The organism is Nonomuraea ferruginea (assembly GCF_039540635.1).
In the GTDB taxonomy this organism is placed as follows: Bacteria; Actinomycetota; Actinomycetes; order Streptosporangiales; family Streptosporangiaceae; genus Nonomuraea; species Nonomuraea ferruginea.
In genome coordinates, this window is sequence record NZ_BAABFD010000023.1 from 31,838 (window position 1) to 47,823 (window position 15,986).

Sequence of the window (15,986 nt, forward strand, 5' to 3'; positions counted from 1 at the left end):
GCAATCATGGTTAAGATTGATAAGACAATAATATCAGTGGAGGTGGCATGGACCTCAGCGCGAAGGCGATCCTGGTGGTGGGAGCGGCCCGCCCGCCCGGCATCGGCCGGGCCACGGCGCTACGGCTGGCCAGGGCCGGCGCGCGGCTGGTCCTCGCCGACGCCGTGGACGTGTCCCAGGGAGACGCGGGCACCGGCAGGGTGGCGGCGGCGAAGCTGGCGGAGGTCGCGGCCGAGGTGTCCGAGGCCGCCGGGCGGCCGGTGGCCGCCTTCCCGGTCGACCCCACCGACCCGGCCTCGGTCGAGGAGCTCGTGGCCCGTGCCGTCGGGGAGCTGGGCCGCCTCGACGCCTGCTGCAACCTGGTCGGCGCCACCGGCCCGGCGCTCGGCGACGGTCCGCTCGCGGCCACCGGCCCGGACGCCTGGCAGCGCGGCCTGGACTGGAACCTCACCGCCGCCTGGCTCATCGCCCGCGCCTGCGTGCCCCCGCTCACCGCGGCCGGCGGCGGCGCCATCGTCACCCTCTCCTCGTACGCCGGCCTGACCCCGGTCGCCGACGCCGGCGTGGTCGGCGTGGCCCGCGCCGCGGTCAACCACCTCACCGCGGCGCTCGCCGGCGAGCTGGGCCCGCTCGGCATCCGGGTCAACACCGTCTGCCCGCTCGGCGTCCACCCGGGCGACCCCCGGTTCCCCAACCCCGGCCTGGTCAGGCTCGCCGAACGCGAAGGGCTCCCGCTGGCCGACTGGCTCGCCCGCACCATCCCGCTCGGCCGCGGCCAGTCGGCGGACGAGGTGGCCGCCGCCGTCGAGTTCCTCGTCTCCGACGCCGCCTCGTTCGTCAGCGGAGTGAACCTCCCGGTCGCGGGCGGGGCCGCCGCATGAACCAGACGGAGGCGAGCGGAGTCAAGGCGTTCATCGGCGTCGACACCGGCGGCACCTTCACCGACACCGTGGTCACCCTCTCCGACGGCCGCCTGGGCGTCGGCAAGGCGCTCAGCACCCCCGGCCGGGTCGAGCAGGGCGTGCTCGACTCCATCGTGCAGGCCGCCGCCGCGCTCGGCCTCACCCTGTCCGAGCTGCTGTCCCGTACGGTGATCCTCACCCACGGCACCACGGTCGGGCTCAACGCGCTCCTCACCGGCGGCGGCGCCCGCGTCGGCCTGCTCACCACCGCCGGGTTCGAGTCCACGCTGCCCATCGCCAAGGCCAACAAGCTGCACGGCCTGGACGAGCTGGACGTCACCATGCCGGTCCGCTGGCGCAAGCCGGACCAGCTCGTCGCCCGCTCCCGCATCGCCGGCGTCAGCGAGCGCGTCGACGTGTCCGGCGCCGTCGTGCGGCCGCTCGACGAGGAGCAGGCCCGGGCCGCCATCCGGCGCCTCGCCGAGCGCGGCGCCGACTCGGTCGCCGTCTGCCTGCTCTGGTCGCCGGTCAACGACGGGCACGAGCGGCGGCTGGCCGCCCTGGTCGCCGAGGAACTGCCCGGCGTGCACGTCTCCTGCTCCTCCGCCATCGCCCCGGTGGTGGGCGAGTACGAGCGCACGTCCACCGCCGTGCTGGACGCGTACGTGGCCCCGGTCGTCGCCACCTACCTGCGCGCGCTGCAGGAACGGCTGCGCGAGCACGGCTTCGGCGGGGTGCTGATGATCCTGCGCACCGGCGGCGGCGCCGAACCCGTCGAGCACACCCTGCGCGCCCCGGTGAACACCCTGCGCTCCGGCCCCGTCGCCGGGCTCGCCGCCACCGCCGCGCTCGCCGCCGAGCTGGGGCACGCCAACGTCGTCGCCACCGACGTCGGCGGCACCAGCTTCGACGTCGGGCTCGTCATCGGCGGCGCCATGCAGCGGGCGAGCACCCCGATGGTGCACCGGCACGCGCTGGCCATCCCGGTGGTCGAGGTCGAGTCCATCGGCACCGGCGGCGGCAGCCTCGCCTGGCTCGACCAGGGACTGGGCGCGCTGCGGGTCGGCCCGCGCAGCGCGGGCGCCGACCCCGGACCGGCCTGCTACGGCCGGGGCGGCACCCGTCCGACGCTCACCGACGCCTCCGCCGTCCTCGGCTACCTGAGCAGGCTCGGCGAGTCGATGCCGCTCGACGTGGCGGCCGCCCGCGAGGCGATCCGCGCGCACATCGCCGAGCCGCTCGGCATCGGCGTCGTGGCCGCCGCCGAGGGGATCGTCCGCATCGCCGCCGACCAGATGCGCGACCTGATCCGCCGCACCACGATCCAGCGCGGGCACGACCCGTCCGCCTTCGCGCTGGTCGCCTTCGGCGGCGCGGGACCGCAGTACGCGAGCTGGTACGCCGACGGGCTCGGCGCGACGGACGTGATCATCCCGAACCTGGCCGCCGAGCTGTCCGCGTACGGGGCGGTGTCCAGCGACCTGAGCATCGGCGTCGAGCGCGGCCTCGTCCCCGGGCCCGTCGCCGAGGCCGGCCCGGCCGTCGCGGCCGCGCTGGCGGAGCTGGCCGGCGGCATCGAGGCGGACCTGCCCGGCGCGGTGGACAGCGTCACGGCGGTGTCCGGCCGCGCCCCCGTCCTGCGCCACACCGTGGCCCTGCGCTTCTACCGCCAGCAGCGCCGCATCGAGCTGCCGGTCGCCGTGCCGGTGGACGCCGCCGAGCTGGCGCGGCTGGAGTCGGAGTTCCGCAAGCGGTACGAGGAGATCGTCGGCGCCGGCACCGCCGCCGACGGCACCCCGGTCGAGGCGGTCGGCGTCCGGGTCGAGCTGGTGGCCCCGGTGCCGGTGCCGCCCCCGGCCACGCGGCCGGGCGGCGCGGCCGAGCCGGTGGACGAGCGGGCCGCGTGGTTCGCCGGAGCCGAGCACCGCTGCGCCGTCTACGACTGGCGCCGCCTGAGCGCCGGCTGCGAGATCACCGGGCCCGCCTTCGTCGAGTCCGGCCAGACCACCGTCGTGCTCCCCCCGGGGCGCCGGGCGCGCATGGACGCCGGCGGCCACCTCCACCTGACCTGATCCCCGAGCTGAGAAGGAACAGTGATGATCGACGAGATCACGTTCGAGGTGCTCAGGCACCGGCTCGACACGATCAACGACGACGCGGCCGCGGTGCTGGCCCGGCTGTCCGGCTCGCACCTGGCAGCCGAGGCCAGGGACCTCAACACCGCGATCATGGCGCCGGACGGGCGGGTCGTCTGCTGCGGCCGGTACGTGCTCGCCCAGGTCGTCTCGATGCACCTGGTCGTACGGGACATCCTGGAGAACTACGCGGACAACCCCGGCTTCGGCCCCGGCGACCAGTTCGTCACCAACGACCCCTACATCGGCACCCTGCACCAGCCCGACGTGGTCGTGGTCGCGCCCATCTTCGTGGACGGCGAACTCGTCGGCTGGTGCGGCTCCACCGCCCACCAGGCGGACGTGGGCGGCCCCAACCCGGGCGGCATCACGTACGACGCCCGCTCCATCTTCGACGAGGCCGTGCCCATGCCTCCGGTGCGGATCGTCGAGGGCGGCCGGCTGCGCCGCGACCTCGAACGCGAATATCTCGTACGCTCCCGTACGGCCGAACTGAACCGGCTGGACCTGGTCGGCCAGGTCGCCGCCAACCGGAGCGTCACCGCCGAGGTGGGCCGCCTGTGCGGGCAGTACGGCGCGGACGCGGTGGCGGCCGTCATGGACCGGCTGCTGGAGCGTACCGAGGCGCTGCTGCGCGAGCGGCTGCGCGCGCTGCCGGACGGCCGCTGGCGGCACGTCGCCTACGTCGAGTACCGCCCGCACGGCGGCACCACCGAGGCCGTGTACGCGGTGCGGCTGACCATGACCAAGCGCGGCGACGACCTGGAGCTGGACTTCACCGGCAGCGACCCGCAGGCGCCCGGCACCATCAACGCCGCCTACCCCGCGCTGGCCGGGTTCGCGATCGGCGGCGTGCTCATCTACCTGTGCGGCGGCCTGCCCTGGGTGCCCGGCGGGGTGTGGCCGGTCGTGCGGATCCGCAGCCGCGAGGGCACCGTCGTGCACGCCCGGTGGCCCGCCGGGGTGGCCATGAGCACCGCCGCCACCTGTCAGGCGGTCCGGGTCTCCGTCAACGCGTGCCTCGCCAGGATGCTGGAGGCGTCGCGGGACCTGGCGCACCTGGTGATGGCGAGCTGCCAGGCCGCGGGCGGCGGGGGCGGGACCGTGCACGGGGAGCGCGGCGACGGCACCTCGTACGCCACCATGACGCTCGACGAGATCACCGGCGGCGGCGGCGCCACCTGGTCCGGCGACGGCGCGGACTCCTCCGGCTACACCACCTCGCCCGGCGCTTCGTGCGCGAACGTCGAGGTCAACGAGGCGTACCTGCCGCTGCTGTACGAGCGGCGCGCCGAACTGGCCGATACCGGCGGACCCGGACGGCACCGCGGCGGCGTCGGCACCCTGCACGCGCTGACCCCGCACGGGGACGGGGCCTCGATGACCATGATGTCGTTCGGCCAGGGGTTGCAGCATCCGCTGGCGGCGGGGGTGTGCGGGGGCGAGTACGGCGGTCAGAGCGTCGTGGCCGTCGTGCCCGATCTCGCGGGACTGGCGGACGAGGGGGAGCGGCGGCTGCCCATGCCGTCGGCGACCGTGCCGATCCGGACGGGCGAGCTGCTGGTCTCCGTCTCCCAGGGCGGCGGCGGGCTGGGCGACCCGCTGGACCGCGACCCGGCCGCCGTGCTGGACGACGTCCTGGACGGCCTGGTGTCGGTACGCGGCGCGCTGCGCGACTACGGCGTCGTCGTCACCGGCGACCCTCGGCGGCCGGACGGGCTGCGCGTCGACGATCCCGCCACGTCCCGGTGCCGCGACGACCGCAGGCACGCCAGGATCGGCCGACCGCCCGCGCCCCCTGCCCCCTCCCGCCAGGGCCGTCCCCTCTCGGCCGTCCTCGACCTCCTCCCACCGGCCGGCGACGCGCCGCACCGGGAGGGCGTCGTGGCGTGCGGGCGGTGCGGCACCGTGCTGTGCGGCGCGGCCGGGAACGTGTACGAGCACCTCGTCGTGTCCGACGCGTCCCCGGCCGAGCGCAGCCCGCTCGGCGCCGTGTACGAGGGCGCTGACCGTTTCGTCCTGCGGCGCCTCTACTGCCCGGCCTGCGCCGTCCAGATCGACGTCCAGGTCTGCCGCACGGGCGACCCGGTCCTGGCGGCCATCGAGGTGCTCTGAGCTCGCCGAGCAAGGGCGTCCAGATCAGGCGGGCTCCGTCACCGCCGGCCACGACGCCCCGACCTCACGGCGCGGTCCGCCGCCCTGAATAGACCCAGGGTGGCGGTTTCGCGGTGCGTCGTCTTCAGGGACCGCTGGAGGTCAGCCCAGAACGCCGGATTCGCGTAGTTCGGCCAGTTCGGATGCCGGGACGCCCAGAGAGGTCAGGACCTCGTCCGTGTGCTGACCGGGGGTGGCGGCGGGGGAGGGGCGGGCGAGTTCCTCGTCCTCCAGGTGGACGGGGAGCGGCAGCAGGTCGGCGCCGTACTCGGCGGCGGGCAGCCACGGGGTGCGGGCGGCGAAGTGCGGATCGGCGGGAAGGGTCGCGGGCGAGTTCACCGGCGCTATCGGCACGTCGGCGGTCAGCCCGAGCCGGATCCAGCCGGCCGTGTCACGGGTGCGGAAGATCTCGGTCAGCTCGGCGCGCAGCCGGTGGTCGCCGAGCGCGTGGTCGGCGACCTCTCCGCCGGGGGTGTCGCCGAGCAGGTCGGGCCGCTCGACCGCGTGGCAGAACCGCTCCCAGAACTTCCGCTCCGTCGCCATGATCAGGACGTGCCCGTCGGCGCTCGGGTACACCTGGTAGCGCACGCTGTCGCCCATCCCCGCCGTGCCCGGCTCGCGGCGCACCCCGCCGTCGGACGGGTTGCCGGTCACCTCGGTCGCCGGCCGCAGATGCGCCCGGTGCCCCTCGATCGTCAGCCAGTCCACCGACGCGGCCGCCTCGGCCTGGGCGATGTCGATCGCGCACCCCCGCCCGGTGCGCGCCGCCCGCAGCACCGCGGCCAGGATGGCGCTCGCCGCCAGCAGGGGCGCCACCCGGGTCCCGAGCGGCACGTTCAGCTCGGCCGAGGCGAACCCCCGCTCGTCGGTCCCCAGCCGCAGCCCGCCCGCCCAGGCGTCGAACGCCACCCCGTGCGCGGCCAGCCCGGCGTACGGGCCGGTGGTGCCGTACCCGGAGACCGTGCACCACACCAGCGCGGGGTGGCGCTCGCGCAGCTCGGCCGAGCCGAGCCCGCGCCGGGCGAGCACGCCCGGCCGCATGCCCTCGATGACGACGTCGCTCGCCTCGACGAGGCGGGCGGCCAGCCGGGCGCCCTCCGGCCGCTGGATGTCGAGGGCGAGGCTGCGCTTGCCCCGGCCCAGGTGGTGGTGCATGAGAGAGACGCCGTTCACGAACGGCCACCCGACCTGGCGGATGTAGTCGCCCCCGCCGGGACGCTCCACCTTCACCACGTCGGCGCCGAGGTCGGCGAGGACGGTGCCGACACCTCCCGCTTCGAGGAGAGCGAACTCCACCACGCGGACACCTTCGAGCAGCCGGACCGCCACGTTGCCTCCTGATCGTTGACTTGTCTCTATTCTCATTACTATCTTGTAAATAATAGCAATGCTAAATCTAATATCCCCTCGCCGACAGGGAGACCCATGGATCACGTTGGCCGGCGCATCGCCGCCCGCGACGTCACCCGCTCCTTCGTCACGACCGGCCGCTCGACCGTGCACGCCCTGGGACCAGTCGACCTGTCGATCGGCGATGACGAGTTCCTCTGCGTGGTGGGGCCGTCAGGTTGCGGCAAGTCGACCCTGCTGAAGATCATCGCTGGCCTGCTGGCGCCGTCCTCGGGAGAGGTCGCGGTCGAGATCTCCGGAGACAACCGCATCCCCATCGCGATGGTCTTCCAGGACTACGGCATCTACCCGTGGAAGACCGTCCGCGCCAACGTCGAGCTCGGGCTCCGGCTCAGCGGCCGGCCTCCCGCCGAACGGCGTGAGACGGTGGACGACTGGCTCGGCCGCCTCGGGCTGACCGACTTCGCCGACGTCTACCCCAGCGCGCTGTCCGGCGGCATGCGCCAGCGCGTCTCCATCGCCCGAGCGCTGGCCATCGACCCCGAGGTCCTGCTCATGGACGAGCCGTTCGCGGCGCTCGACGCCCAGCTCCGCGAGGTGCTGCAGGACGAGCTGCTGGCCATCTGGCAGGCCAGGCGGCGCACGGTCGTGTTCGTCACCCACAGCCTGGAGGAGGCGCTGCTGCTCGGTGACCGGGTGGTCGTGATGAGCGCGCGGCCCGGCCGCGTCATCGCCGACATCGACGTCCCGTTCGAGCGCCCCCGCTCCAGCGCCATCCGCACCGATCCCCTGTTCGCCAAGTTGCGCGGCGAGCTCTGGTCGAGCCTGCACTCCGAGGTCGTCGCCCAGTTCGACGCCGGGAAGGACCCGCGATGAGCACGACGTTGTACCGCCGTCCCGGGGTGGCCGAACTGCATCCCGTACGGACCCGCCGCCGCTGGAACGCGACCAAGGTCGTGCTCGGCGTCTCGGTGCCCGTGGGGTTCGTGGTGCTGTGGCAGCTCAGCGCCGTGCTCGAATGGGTGGACCCGTTCCTCTACCCGCCGCCGAGCCGGTTGATCCCGGGCCTCGTCGCGCTCTGGGAGGACGGCAAGCTGGTCGAGGCCACCGTCACCAGCGTCCGCCGGGTCATACTCGGCTACCTGCTGGGGGCCGCGGGAGGGCTGGTGGTCGGCCTGCTCATGGGCATGTCGCGGGTGTTGCGCGCGGCGCTCGAACCCTTCTCCTGGGCCTGGTACACCGTGCCCAAGCTGGCGCTGCTGCCGATCTTCCTGACCATCTTCGGCTTCGGCGACACCTCGGTCGTGGTCCTGATCGCGGCGACCGTCTACTTCTTCGTCTGGATCTCGGTCATGTCGGCCGTCATGGCGGTGCCCACCGGCTACCGCGAGGCCGCGCTGATGCTGCGCGCCAACCGGTGGGAGATGTTCCGCCACGTGCTGCTCCCCGCCGCGCTGCCGGAGATCTTCGTCGGCCTGCGGATCTCCGCCGGCGTCTCCGTCCTGATGCTCGTCGGCATCGAGTTCGTGATCAGCGACCAGGGTCTCGGCTATCTCATCGAGCAGGGCCGCACCCTGCTGCTGCTGGAACAGAGCTACGTCGGCATCGTGCTCGTCGCCCTCATCGGCTACCTGTTCGCGCTCCTGGTGAAGGCCATCGGCCGGCTGTTCATCCGGTGGACGTCCGACGACAACGCGATCATCCCGACCTGACCCCCCTTCCGCATGTTCATCCTGGAGGAACCCATGTCCAGATTCCGCGTCCTGGGCGCCGCGCTGCTGTTACTGTCCGCCGCGGCGTGCGGCGGTGGCGGCGGGGAGCCGTCGGCCGCGCCCGCCACCGACCTCGGCGCGGTCGTGCCCGTCGAGGGCTGCGGGCCGGACTCGTACGTCGACCCCGCCGACCTGAGCCCGGACCGCAAGATCGCCCGGTGCGAGGCGGGCACGCCCGCGGCGCAGCCGCTCAAGGAGCCCGCGACCATCCGCATGACCTCCGCGTCCCGCTCCAGCAGCCTCGCGCCGATCTTCGTCGGGATGGCGCAGGGCGAGTTCGAGAAGGAGAACCTGAAGATCGAGTTCTCCGTCCTGCCGTTCGCCGACGCGATGCCGCAGCTCGCCGCCGGCCGGGTGGACGTCTCGTACGGCGGGACCGAGGCGGGCCTGTTCAACGCGGTCAGCCAAGGGCTGGACATCAAGTGGGTGCTGGGCAACTTCGTCGAGCCGAAGGCGGCCGACCTGTCCCAGCCGCAGACCGGGCTGTGGGCCCGCCGCGACATCTTCTCCGATCCGGCCGATCCGGACCTGAAGGAGCTGAAGGGCAAGACCCTCGGCTCCACCGTGGGCGCCGCCTCCGCGATCGCCTACCCGATGGACAAGGCCCTGCGCGAGCACGGCATCACGCTGGGGGACATGGAGATCAAGCAGCTCCCGGCCGCCGACCTGATGACCGCGCTGTCCAACAAGGCCATCGACACCGCCTGGCTGCTGGACCCGTACTGGCTGGCCGCGGCCGACCAGCCGGACAGCTACGTGCTCGTCGGCGGGCAGCCGGCGGGTGAGCCGCTCGGCGGCTTCTACGCGGGCAAGTCGATGATCGAGGAGCGGCCCGAGGTGCTCCAGGCGTTCGTCCGCGCGTACATCCGCACGGTCAACACCTACCTGGACGGCGACTACATCAAGGACGACAAGGTGCTGGACGCCATGGCGGAGGGCACCCAGCAGCCGCGCGACTCGCTGACCCGCACGCCGTCGCTCACCTTCGACTGGGAGATCCGCCAGGGGACCGGCGAGTCGGAGCAGAAGGTGTTCATCGCCTTCAAGACCGTGAAGTACGCGGACGTCATCGCGGAGGACCGGTACGTGGACCGCTCGTTCTACGCGAGGGCGGTGGGCCACAGCGCCTCCTGACCCCAGCGGCGTCCCGGGCCCGGCGCGTGACGGCGCCGGGCCTTCCCACGGGTACGTCCCGTTGTTAGGGTCCACGCAAGAATTCATTTCAGATTTGGGAGGTGTGATGACCCCTCTCAATGCGGGCGCGGAGCCGCCGCCGTCCATGGTCGAGCGGATGACGCTCATCATGGACGCGTTCGCCGGCCGCGCCGCCCTCCTCACCCTGGAGGACGTCGCCCGCCGCACCCGGCTGCCGCGCTCCACCGCGCACCGCATCCTCGACCAGCTCGTCAGGCTCGACTGGCTGGAGCACACCTCGTCCGGCTACCGCCTGGGCCGGCGCGCGCTCGGGCTCGGCGGCGACGGCGGCCACGGCCGGATCCGCGAGGCCGCCGCGCCGCTGCTGCACGAGCTGCAGCTGAGCACCGGCCTGGTCGTCCACCTCGCGGTCCTCGACGGCGCCGACGTGCGCTTCCTGGACAAGGCCGGCGGCCCGTTCGCGCGGTCGGTGCCGTCCAGGGTCGGCGGCCGGGCGCCCGCCCGCGCCACCGCGCTCGGCCGGGCGATCCTCGCCTGGCTGGAGCCGGAACGGGTGGAGGCGCTCATCGGCGACCCGGGCTCCCTGCACCAGGAGCTGCACCGCGTCCGGCAGCGCCGCGGGCTGGCCTTCGAACGCGGCGACTGCTTCCCCGGCATCACGTCGGTCGCGGCGGCGATCCGCGGGCCCGAGGGGCCGGTGGCGGGCATCTCGCTGGCGGGCGACTCCCGCGCGCCGCTGGAGCGGGTGGCGCCGCTGGTGTGCGACGCCGCGCGGCAGGCGTCGCGCGCGCTGTTCCCCGAGCCGGAGCCGCTCCGGCACGCCGCCCGCGTGCCGCACCGGGGACGGCTCCCCGGACCGATCGACCGGCTGCTCACCGCCGGACGAGGCGACCGGTCCTGATCCCCGCGGCAGCCCACGCGCCTGCCCGAACGATCGTCGTGGGCCGGTCCTTGCTCCTGTCCAGGGGTTCGCGGGCCGGACTCAGTAGTCGCCCCAGCTCCACAGGTTGGCGCCGGGCTCGCCGGGCCGCCGCTCGCCGAGACCGAACCGGCCGCGGTAGAACAGCATCGGCTGCTGCTCGGTGACCGGTTCGAGCTCCCGTACCAGACCGATGACCACGTCGTGGTCGCCCGCGACGTGCACGTCGCGCACCTCGCCGTGCACCCGCAGCAGCACGTCGCGCAGGGCGGGGACGCCCCAGCGGGACAGATCCCACCCGAGGCCGTCGAACTTCCGGCCGGTGCTGGACCCGAACCGGCCGCAGAGCTCGACCTGGTCCTCGCCCAGCACGTTCACGCAGAAACGGCCGCTCTTCCTGATGCGCGGCCAGGCGCGGCCCCGGTGATCGGCGCAGAACAGGATCAGCGGCGGCTCCAGCGACACCGACGCGAACGACTGGCAGGTGAACCCGACCGGCTCGCCGTCGTCGAGGCCGGTGACCACGGTCACCCCGCTGGCGAACATGCCCATCGCCCTGCGGAACTCGGCCGTGGTAGGTGGGTCGATCAGGGGTTCGGCGTCGGCGAACTCGGCTGTCATCGCTTCCCCTCAACGTGCGCTTGACGACTCGAACCTACAAACCCCCCTCCGGCATTCCACCCCCGGGATCCCGTTGAGTGGAAGACTCCCAGGTCCACGGGCGCGCGGGTGTGTAGGGTCGTGCCATCCCACAGACCGGTCGGGGGGAGAAGGTGCCGAGGATCGCCGAGGTCAGGACACCGGCCGAGCCCAGCTCGCCGGAGCAGCGGGCCCGCCACCTGCGCATCCTCGGGGCGGCGGCGCGGATCGGCGCCGACAGGGGCCTGGAGCGCGTGCAGATGCACGAGGTGGCGAAGGCGGCGGGGGTCGCCATCGCCACCCTCTACCGCTACTTCCCGTCCAAGACCCACCTGTTCACCGCGGTGCTGGCCGAGCAGATCGACCGGTTCAGCGAGAGCCTCCGCCGCCCGGAGCCCGCCGCCTGCCCCGAGGACGCGGTCGCCGACGTGCTCGTCCAGGCCAGCCGCCAGCTCCTGCGCCGGCCCGCGCTGGCCGCCGCGATGCTCCAGTCGGCCAGCACCGCCAACCCGTCCGTGGTCGCCGACGCCGCGCGCGTCGAGGACACCTCCCGCGACATCATCCTGCGGACGCTGGCCGTCGACGAGCCCACCCCGATGGACGTCACGCTGGTGCGGCTGCTCGTCCAGTGCTGGTACGGGGTGCTGCAGTCCGGGCTCAACGGGCGGCTGCCGATCCCTCAGATGGAGAGCGACCTGCGCATCGCCTGCCGCCTCCTGCTCGCCGGTCGCTCGAACGCCTGACGTCGCTCCCGTTCAGCGGGATTCGCCCTCCTGCCGGGGCTCCCGGATGGTTAACGTCGGAGGCCGGCAGGCGTTGCTCAGGGAGGAACCCCGTTGGCCCAGACAGAGCAGGACGGTTACGAGAAACGGCTGGGGGAGTTCGCCGGCCGGGAGGCGGCGCCGCCGCGGCCCGGACCCGACCCGGTCAACGTGCCGATGATCCGCCACTGGGTGGAGGCGATGGGCGACCGCAACCCCGTCTACCTCGACGAGGAGGCCGCCCGCCGGACCGGCCGCGCCGGGATCGTCGCCCCCGCCTCGATGATGCAGGCCTGGACCATGCGCGGGTACGCCGCCGCCACCGCCGGGCAGGACGACGGGTCCGGCCTGGGCGAGCTGATCGCGCTGCTGGCCGAGGGCGGCTACACCTCGGTGGTGGCGACGGACTCGGAGTTCGCCTTCCACCGCGAGCTGACCGTCGGCGACCACGTCGGGGTGCGCGAGATCATCGAGTCGATCTCGCCGGAGAAGAAGACCGCGCTCGGCGCCGGGCGCTTCGTGACCACCGAGCGCACGTACCTGGACCAGCACGGCGAGACCGTGGCCGTCCAGCGCTGGCGCATGCTGTGGTTCCGCCCCGCTCGCACGCCGCCCGGAAGCCGGGAGCCGGCGGCCCTGCGGCCGCGGCCCGCCGTCAACCGGGACAACGCGTTCTGGTTCGAGGCCGCGCGGGAGCACCGCCTCGTCATCCAGCGCTGCGACGCCTGCGGCGCCCTGCGCCATCCGCCCGGCCCCTGCTGCCCGCGGTGCGGCTCGTACGGATGGGACACCGCCGAGGCGTCCGGCCGGGGACGCGTCTACAGCTACGTGGTCAGCCACCACCCGCGCCACCCGGCCTTCGAGCCCCCATACGTGGTCGCGCTCGTGGAGCTGGAGGAAGGCACCAGGCTCGTCACCAACCTGGTCGGCGTCGCCCCCGAGGAGGTCGAGATCGACATGCCGGTCGCCCTCGAATGGCTCGACCCGGACCCGGAGCTGTCGCTCCCGGTGTTCCGGCCGGTGACGGCATGAGGAGCCGCGCGTACGACGAGGTGACGGTCGGCGAGACGCTGCCCGAACTGCCCGTCCCGCTGACCCGCACGCTGATCGTGGCGACGGCGATCGCCAGTCGTGATTACCAGGACGTGCACCACGACCCCGGCCTGGCCGCCGAGCGCGGCTCCCCGGACGTGTTCATGAACATCCTGACCACCAACGGCCTCATCGACCGGTACGTCACGGAATGGGCGGGACCGGCCGCCGAGGTCAAGGCCATCAAGATCAGGCTCGGCGCGCCCAACTACCCCGGCGACACCATGGTGCTGACCGGGACGGTCACCGCCAAGCACGACGAGGACCGCCGGGTCGAGATCGCCGTACGCGGCGCCAACCGCCTCGGCGCGCACGTCACCGGCACCGTCGCGGTGCGGCTGCCGGGCGGGGCGGAGTCGTGAGCGGGCTGTCCGGGCGGGCGGCGATCGCCGGGATCGGCGCCACCGAGTTCTCCAAGGACTCCGGCCGCAGCGAGCTCCGGCTGGCCTGCGAGGCCGTGCTCGCCGCCGTCGCCGACGCCGGGCTGCGGCCGTCCGACGTGGACGGCATGGTGACGTTCACCGCCGACTCCAGCTCCGAGATCCACATCGCCCGCAGCACCGGCATGGGCGAGCTGAGGTTCTTCTCCCGCGTCCCGCACGGCGGGGGCGCGGCCTGTGGCACCGTCCAGCAGGCCGCGATGGCGGTGGCGACCGGCGTCGCCGAGGTGGTCGTCTGCTACCGGGCCTTCAACGAACGGTCCGGGCAGCGCTTCGGACTCGGCAGGGCCGACGCGCCCTCCGGCGCCGGGGCCGACGACGCCGCCTTCGCCTGGGTCAGCCCGTTCGGGCTGTTCACCCCGGCCCAGTGGGTGGCCATGTTCGCCCGCCGTTACATGCACGAGTACAAGGCCACCGGCGAGGACTTCGGCCGGGTCGCCGTGGTCGACCGCAAGCACGCCGCGACCAACCCGGCGGCCTGGTTCTACGGGCGGCCGATCACCCTCGCCGACCACCAGGCCTCGCGCTGGATCGCCGAGCCGCTGCGCCTGCTCGACTGCTGCCAGGAGAGCGACGGCGGCCAGGCCCTGGTCGTGGTCTCCGCCGAACGCGCCCGCGACCTGCCGCACCCGCCCGCGCTGATCCTCGCCGCCGGCCAGGGCTCCGGCGACGACCAGCACATGATGACCAGCTACTACCGTCCCGAGATCACCGGCATCCCGGAGATGGGCCTGGTCGGACGGCAGCTCTACGCGCAGAGCGGGCTCGGCCCCGCCGACGTCGACGCGGCCGTCCTGTACGACCACTTCACGCCGCTGGTCCTGCCGCAGCTGGAGGAGCTCGGCTTCTGCGGCAGGGGCGAGGCCCGGGACTTCATCGCCGACGGCCACCTGGAGGTCGGCGGCAGGCTGCCGGTCAACACCCACGGCGGCCAGCTCGGCGAGGCGTACATCCACGGCATGAACGGCATCGCCGAGGGCGTGCGGCTGGTCCGCGGCACCTCCGTGAACCAGCCCCCGTCCGTACGGCACGTCCTCGTCACGGCAGGGACCGGCGTGCCGACCAGCGGCCTGATGCTGGGAACGGACCGATGAACGAGGACCTGACGATCCCCGCCGTCCTGGCCCGTGCCGTCCGCGAGCACCCGGACGCCGAGGCCGTCGTCGACGGCCCGGTCCGGCTCACCTACGCCAGGCTCGGAGCCCGGGTGCGGGAGGCGGCCAAAGCGTTCGTCGCGGCCGGCGTCCGGCACGGCGACCGGATCGGCATCTGGGCGCCCAACAGCCACCGCTGGGTGGTGACCGCGCTCGGCGCGCTGACCGCCGGCGCCGTCGTCGTGCCCGTCAACACCCGCTACAAGGGCGACGAGGCCCGCTGGATGCTCGGCCGCGGCGGCGTGCGGCTGCTCTTCACCGAGGACGGCTTCCTCGGCAACGGCTATCTCGCCATGCTCGGCCTCACGCCCGGCGCGGGCGTCCCGGCCCCGCCCGGCCTGACCGCTGTCACGTACGACGCCGGACCCCGTCCGGGCGCCACCACCTGGGAGGACTTCCTCGCCGCCGGCGCCTCGGTCGGCGACGAGGAGCTGGACGCCCGCACCGCCGCCGTCCGGCCCGGCGACGTGGCCGACATCCTGTTCACCTCGGGCACCACCGGCCGCTCCAAGGGCGCCATGTGCACCCACGCCCAGGACGTCAGGACCAACCGCGCCTGGGCCGACAGGACCGGGCTGCGCCACGGCGACCGCTACCTGATCGTCAACCCGCTCTTCCACTCCTTCGGCTACAAGGCCGGCGTCTTCGCCTGCCTGATCAGGGCCGCCACCATGGTGCTGCAGCCGGTCTTCGAGGCGGGCGAGACGATGCGGCTGATCGAGGCCGAGCGGATCACCGTCCTGCCCGGCGCGCCGACCATCTACATCACCATGCTGGACGCCCCGGAACGCGCGCGGCACGACCTGTCGTCGCTGCGCCTCGCGGTCACCGGCGCGTCGGTGGTGCCGGTCGCGCTGGTCCGCCGGATGCGGGCCGAGCTGTTCCCCGAGGTCGTCACCGCGTACGGGCTCACCGAGTCGTGCGGCACGGTGACCGCCTGCTCCGTGGACGACGACGACCGGACCGTGGCCACCACCTCCGGCAGGCCCATCGAGGGCGTCGAGGTGCGGGTGACCGGCGCCGACGGCGCGCCGGTGCCCGCCGGGGAGGACGGCGAGATCCTGGTACGCGGCCACAACGTGATGCTCGGCTACCTCGGCGACGAGGCCGCCACGGCGGACGCCGTGCGGGACGGCTGGCTGGTCACCGGCGACCGCGGCCGGCTCGACGAGCGCGGCTACCTCACCATCACCGGCCGCTCCAAGGACATGTACGTGACCGGCGGCTTCAACGTCTACCCGGCCGAGGTCGAGCAGGCGCTGGCCGGGCACGACGCGGTCGCCGAAGCCGTGGTGACCGGCGTGCCGGACGCGCGGATGGGCGAGGTGGGGCGGGCCTACGTGGTGCCCCGCCCGGGCCTGGCCGTCACCCCGGAGGACCTGATCGGCCACTGCCGGGAGCGGCTGGCCGGCTTCAAGGTGCCCCGCGAGATCGTCCTGGTCGGCACCCTGCCCCGCAACGCCACCGGCAAGATCGACAAAGCGGCCCTGGCAGGCTCGGCGAAGCCCTGACC

The 15,986-nt window shown here is 73.7% G+C and carries 14 protein-coding genes; 12 read left to right on the forward strand and 2 right to left on the reverse strand.

Translation table 11 applies throughout. The features are described 5' to 3' along the window. Window positions 1-47 precede the first annotated feature (47 nt). Genes ABD999_RS35655 through ABD999_RS35665 form a run of 3 tightly spaced genes read left to right on the forward strand, consistent with a single transcriptional unit; the run spans window position 48 to window position 5,152 of the window. Window positions 48-881, forward strand: coding sequence for an SDR family NAD(P)-dependent oxidoreductase (locus ABD999_RS35655; RefSeq protein ID WP_271278199.1), 834 nt, complete (start codon window positions 48-50; stop codon window positions 879-881). Further along, window positions 878-2,974, forward strand: coding sequence for a hydantoinase/oxoprolinase family protein (locus tag ABD999_RS35660; RefSeq protein ID WP_271278200.1), 2,097 nt, complete (start codon window positions 878-880; stop codon window positions 2,972-2,974). The genes ABD999_RS35655 and ABD999_RS35660 overlap by 4 nt, the downstream gene beginning before the upstream one ends. A 24-nt stretch (window positions 2,975-2,998) precedes the next feature. Continuing rightward, on the forward strand, window positions 2,999-5,152 hold the full coding sequence (locus tag ABD999_RS35665; RefSeq protein WP_271278201.1) for a hydantoinase B/oxoprolinase family protein: 2,154 nt from the start codon (window positions 2,999-3,001) through the stop codon (window positions 5,150-5,152). A gap of 141 nt (window positions 5,153-5,293) precedes the next feature. Here ABD999_RS35665 and ABD999_RS35670 read toward each other — a convergent pair whose 3' ends face one another. Continuing rightward, on the reverse strand, window positions 5,294-6,520 hold the full coding sequence (locus tag ABD999_RS35670) for a CaiB/BaiF CoA transferase family protein (protein ID WP_271278202.1): 1,227 nt from the start codon (window positions 6,518-6,520) through the stop codon (window positions 5,294-5,296). Window positions 6,521-6,616: 96 nt separating this feature from the next. Between ABD999_RS35670 and ABD999_RS35675 the strand changes: the two genes are divergently transcribed. From ABD999_RS35675 to ABD999_RS35690, 4 genes are all read left to right on the forward strand, one after another. Further along, complete coding sequence (locus tag ABD999_RS35675; RefSeq protein ID WP_148031149.1) at window positions 6,617-7,417, forward strand: ABC transporter ATP-binding protein; 801 nt, start codon at window positions 6,617-6,619, stop codon at window positions 7,415-7,417. After that, window positions 7,414-8,253, forward strand: coding sequence for an ABC transporter permease (locus ABD999_RS35680; protein WP_148031150.1), 840 nt, complete (start codon window positions 7,414-7,416; stop codon window positions 8,251-8,253). Before ABD999_RS35675 ends, ABD999_RS35680 begins: the two co-directional genes overlap by 4 nt. A gap of 33 nt (window positions 8,254-8,286) precedes the next feature. Beyond that, on the forward strand, window positions 8,287-9,447 hold the full coding sequence (locus ABD999_RS35685) for an ABC transporter substrate-binding protein (RefSeq protein ID WP_187281126.1): 1,161 nt from the start codon (window positions 8,287-8,289) through the stop codon (window positions 9,445-9,447). Window positions 9,448-9,553: 106 nt separating this feature from the next. Continuing rightward, window positions 9,554-10,369 (forward strand): IclR family transcriptional regulator, encoded by an 816-nt coding sequence (locus ABD999_RS35690; protein WP_271278203.1) that lies wholly within the window; start codon window positions 9,554-9,556, stop codon window positions 10,367-10,369. Between the two features lie 81 nt (window positions 10,370-10,450). Here the strand turns inward: ABD999_RS35690 and ABD999_RS35695 are convergent, their stop codons facing one another. Continuing rightward, window positions 10,451-11,008, reverse strand: coding sequence for a flavin reductase family protein (locus ABD999_RS35695; protein WP_271278204.1), 558 nt, complete (start codon window positions 11,006-11,008; stop codon window positions 10,451-10,453). Window positions 11,009-11,160: 152 nt separating this feature from the next. Here ABD999_RS35695 and ABD999_RS35700 point away from each other — a divergent pair, with 152 nt between their 5' ends. The 5 genes from ABD999_RS35700 to ABD999_RS35720 all read left to right on the forward strand — a co-directional run bounded on the left by ABD999_RS35700 (window position 11,161) and on the right by ABD999_RS35720 (window position 15,984). Continuing rightward, window positions 11,161-11,769, forward strand: a complete 609-nt coding sequence (locus ABD999_RS35700) for a TetR/AcrR family transcriptional regulator (protein ID WP_271278205.1) — start codon at window positions 11,161-11,163, stop codon at window positions 11,767-11,769. Between the two features lie 93 nt (window positions 11,770-11,862). After that, the gene (locus ABD999_RS35705) at window positions 11,863-12,819 is read left to right on the forward strand and encodes a bifunctional MaoC family dehydratase N-terminal/OB-fold nucleic acid binding domain-containing protein (RefSeq protein ID WP_271278206.1); all 957 of its coding nucleotides are present in this window, start codon (window positions 11,863-11,865) and stop codon (window positions 12,817-12,819) included. Continuing rightward, window positions 12,816-13,241: a MaoC family dehydratase gene (locus ABD999_RS35710; RefSeq protein ID WP_148031154.1), complete on the forward strand. Its 426-nt coding sequence runs from the start codon at window positions 12,816-12,818 to the stop codon at window positions 13,239-13,241. The genes ABD999_RS35705 and ABD999_RS35710 overlap by 4 nt, the downstream gene beginning before the upstream one ends. Continuing rightward, the gene (locus ABD999_RS35715) at window positions 13,238-14,413 is read left to right on the forward strand and encodes a lipid-transfer protein (RefSeq protein WP_271278207.1); all 1,176 of its coding nucleotides are present in this window, start codon (window positions 13,238-13,240) and stop codon (window positions 14,411-14,413) included. Before ABD999_RS35710 ends, ABD999_RS35715 begins: the two co-directional genes overlap by 4 nt. After that, entirely contained in the window at window positions 14,410-15,984 is a 1,575-nt protein-coding gene (locus tag ABD999_RS35720; RefSeq protein WP_271278208.1) for a FadD3 family acyl-CoA ligase, read from the forward strand. Before ABD999_RS35715 ends, ABD999_RS35720 begins: the two co-directional genes overlap by 4 nt. Window positions 15,985-15,986 lie beyond the last annotated feature (2 nt).

Coding starts and splice junctions, on each gene's coding strand:
- ABD999_RS35685 (WP_187281126.1), top strand. CDS start 8,287: ATGTCCAGATTCCGCGTCCTGGGCGCCGCGCTGCTGTTACTGTCCGCC.
- ABD999_RS35675 (WP_148031149.1), top strand. CDS start 6,617: ATGGATCACGTTGGCCGGCGCATCGCCGCCCGCGACGTCACCCGCTCC.
- ABD999_RS35695 (WP_271278204.1), bottom strand. CDS start 11,008: ATGACAGCCGAGTTCGCCGACGCCGAACCCCTGATCGACCCACCTACC.
- ABD999_RS35690 (WP_271278203.1), top strand. CDS start 9,554: ATGACCCCTCTCAATGCGGGCGCGGAGCCGCCGCCGTCCATGGTCGAG.
- ABD999_RS35660 (WP_271278200.1), top strand. CDS start 878: ATGAACCAGACGGAGGCGAGCGGAGTCAAGGCGTTCATCGGCGTCGAC.
- ABD999_RS35665 (WP_271278201.1), top strand. CDS start 2,999: ATGATCGACGAGATCACGTTCGAGGTGCTCAGGCACCGGCTCGACACG.
- ABD999_RS35720 (WP_271278208.1), top strand. CDS start 14,410: ATGAACGAGGACCTGACGATCCCCGCCGTCCTGGCCCGTGCCGTCCGC.
- ABD999_RS35710 (WP_148031154.1), top strand. CDS start 12,816: ATGAGGAGCCGCGCGTACGACGAGGTGACGGTCGGCGAGACGCTGCCC.
- ABD999_RS35680 (WP_148031150.1), top strand. CDS start 7,414: ATGAGCACGACGTTGTACCGCCGTCCCGGGGTGGCCGAACTGCATCCC.
- ABD999_RS35655 (WP_271278199.1), top strand. CDS start 48: ATGGACCTCAGCGCGAAGGCGATCCTGGTGGTGGGAGCGGCCCGCCCG.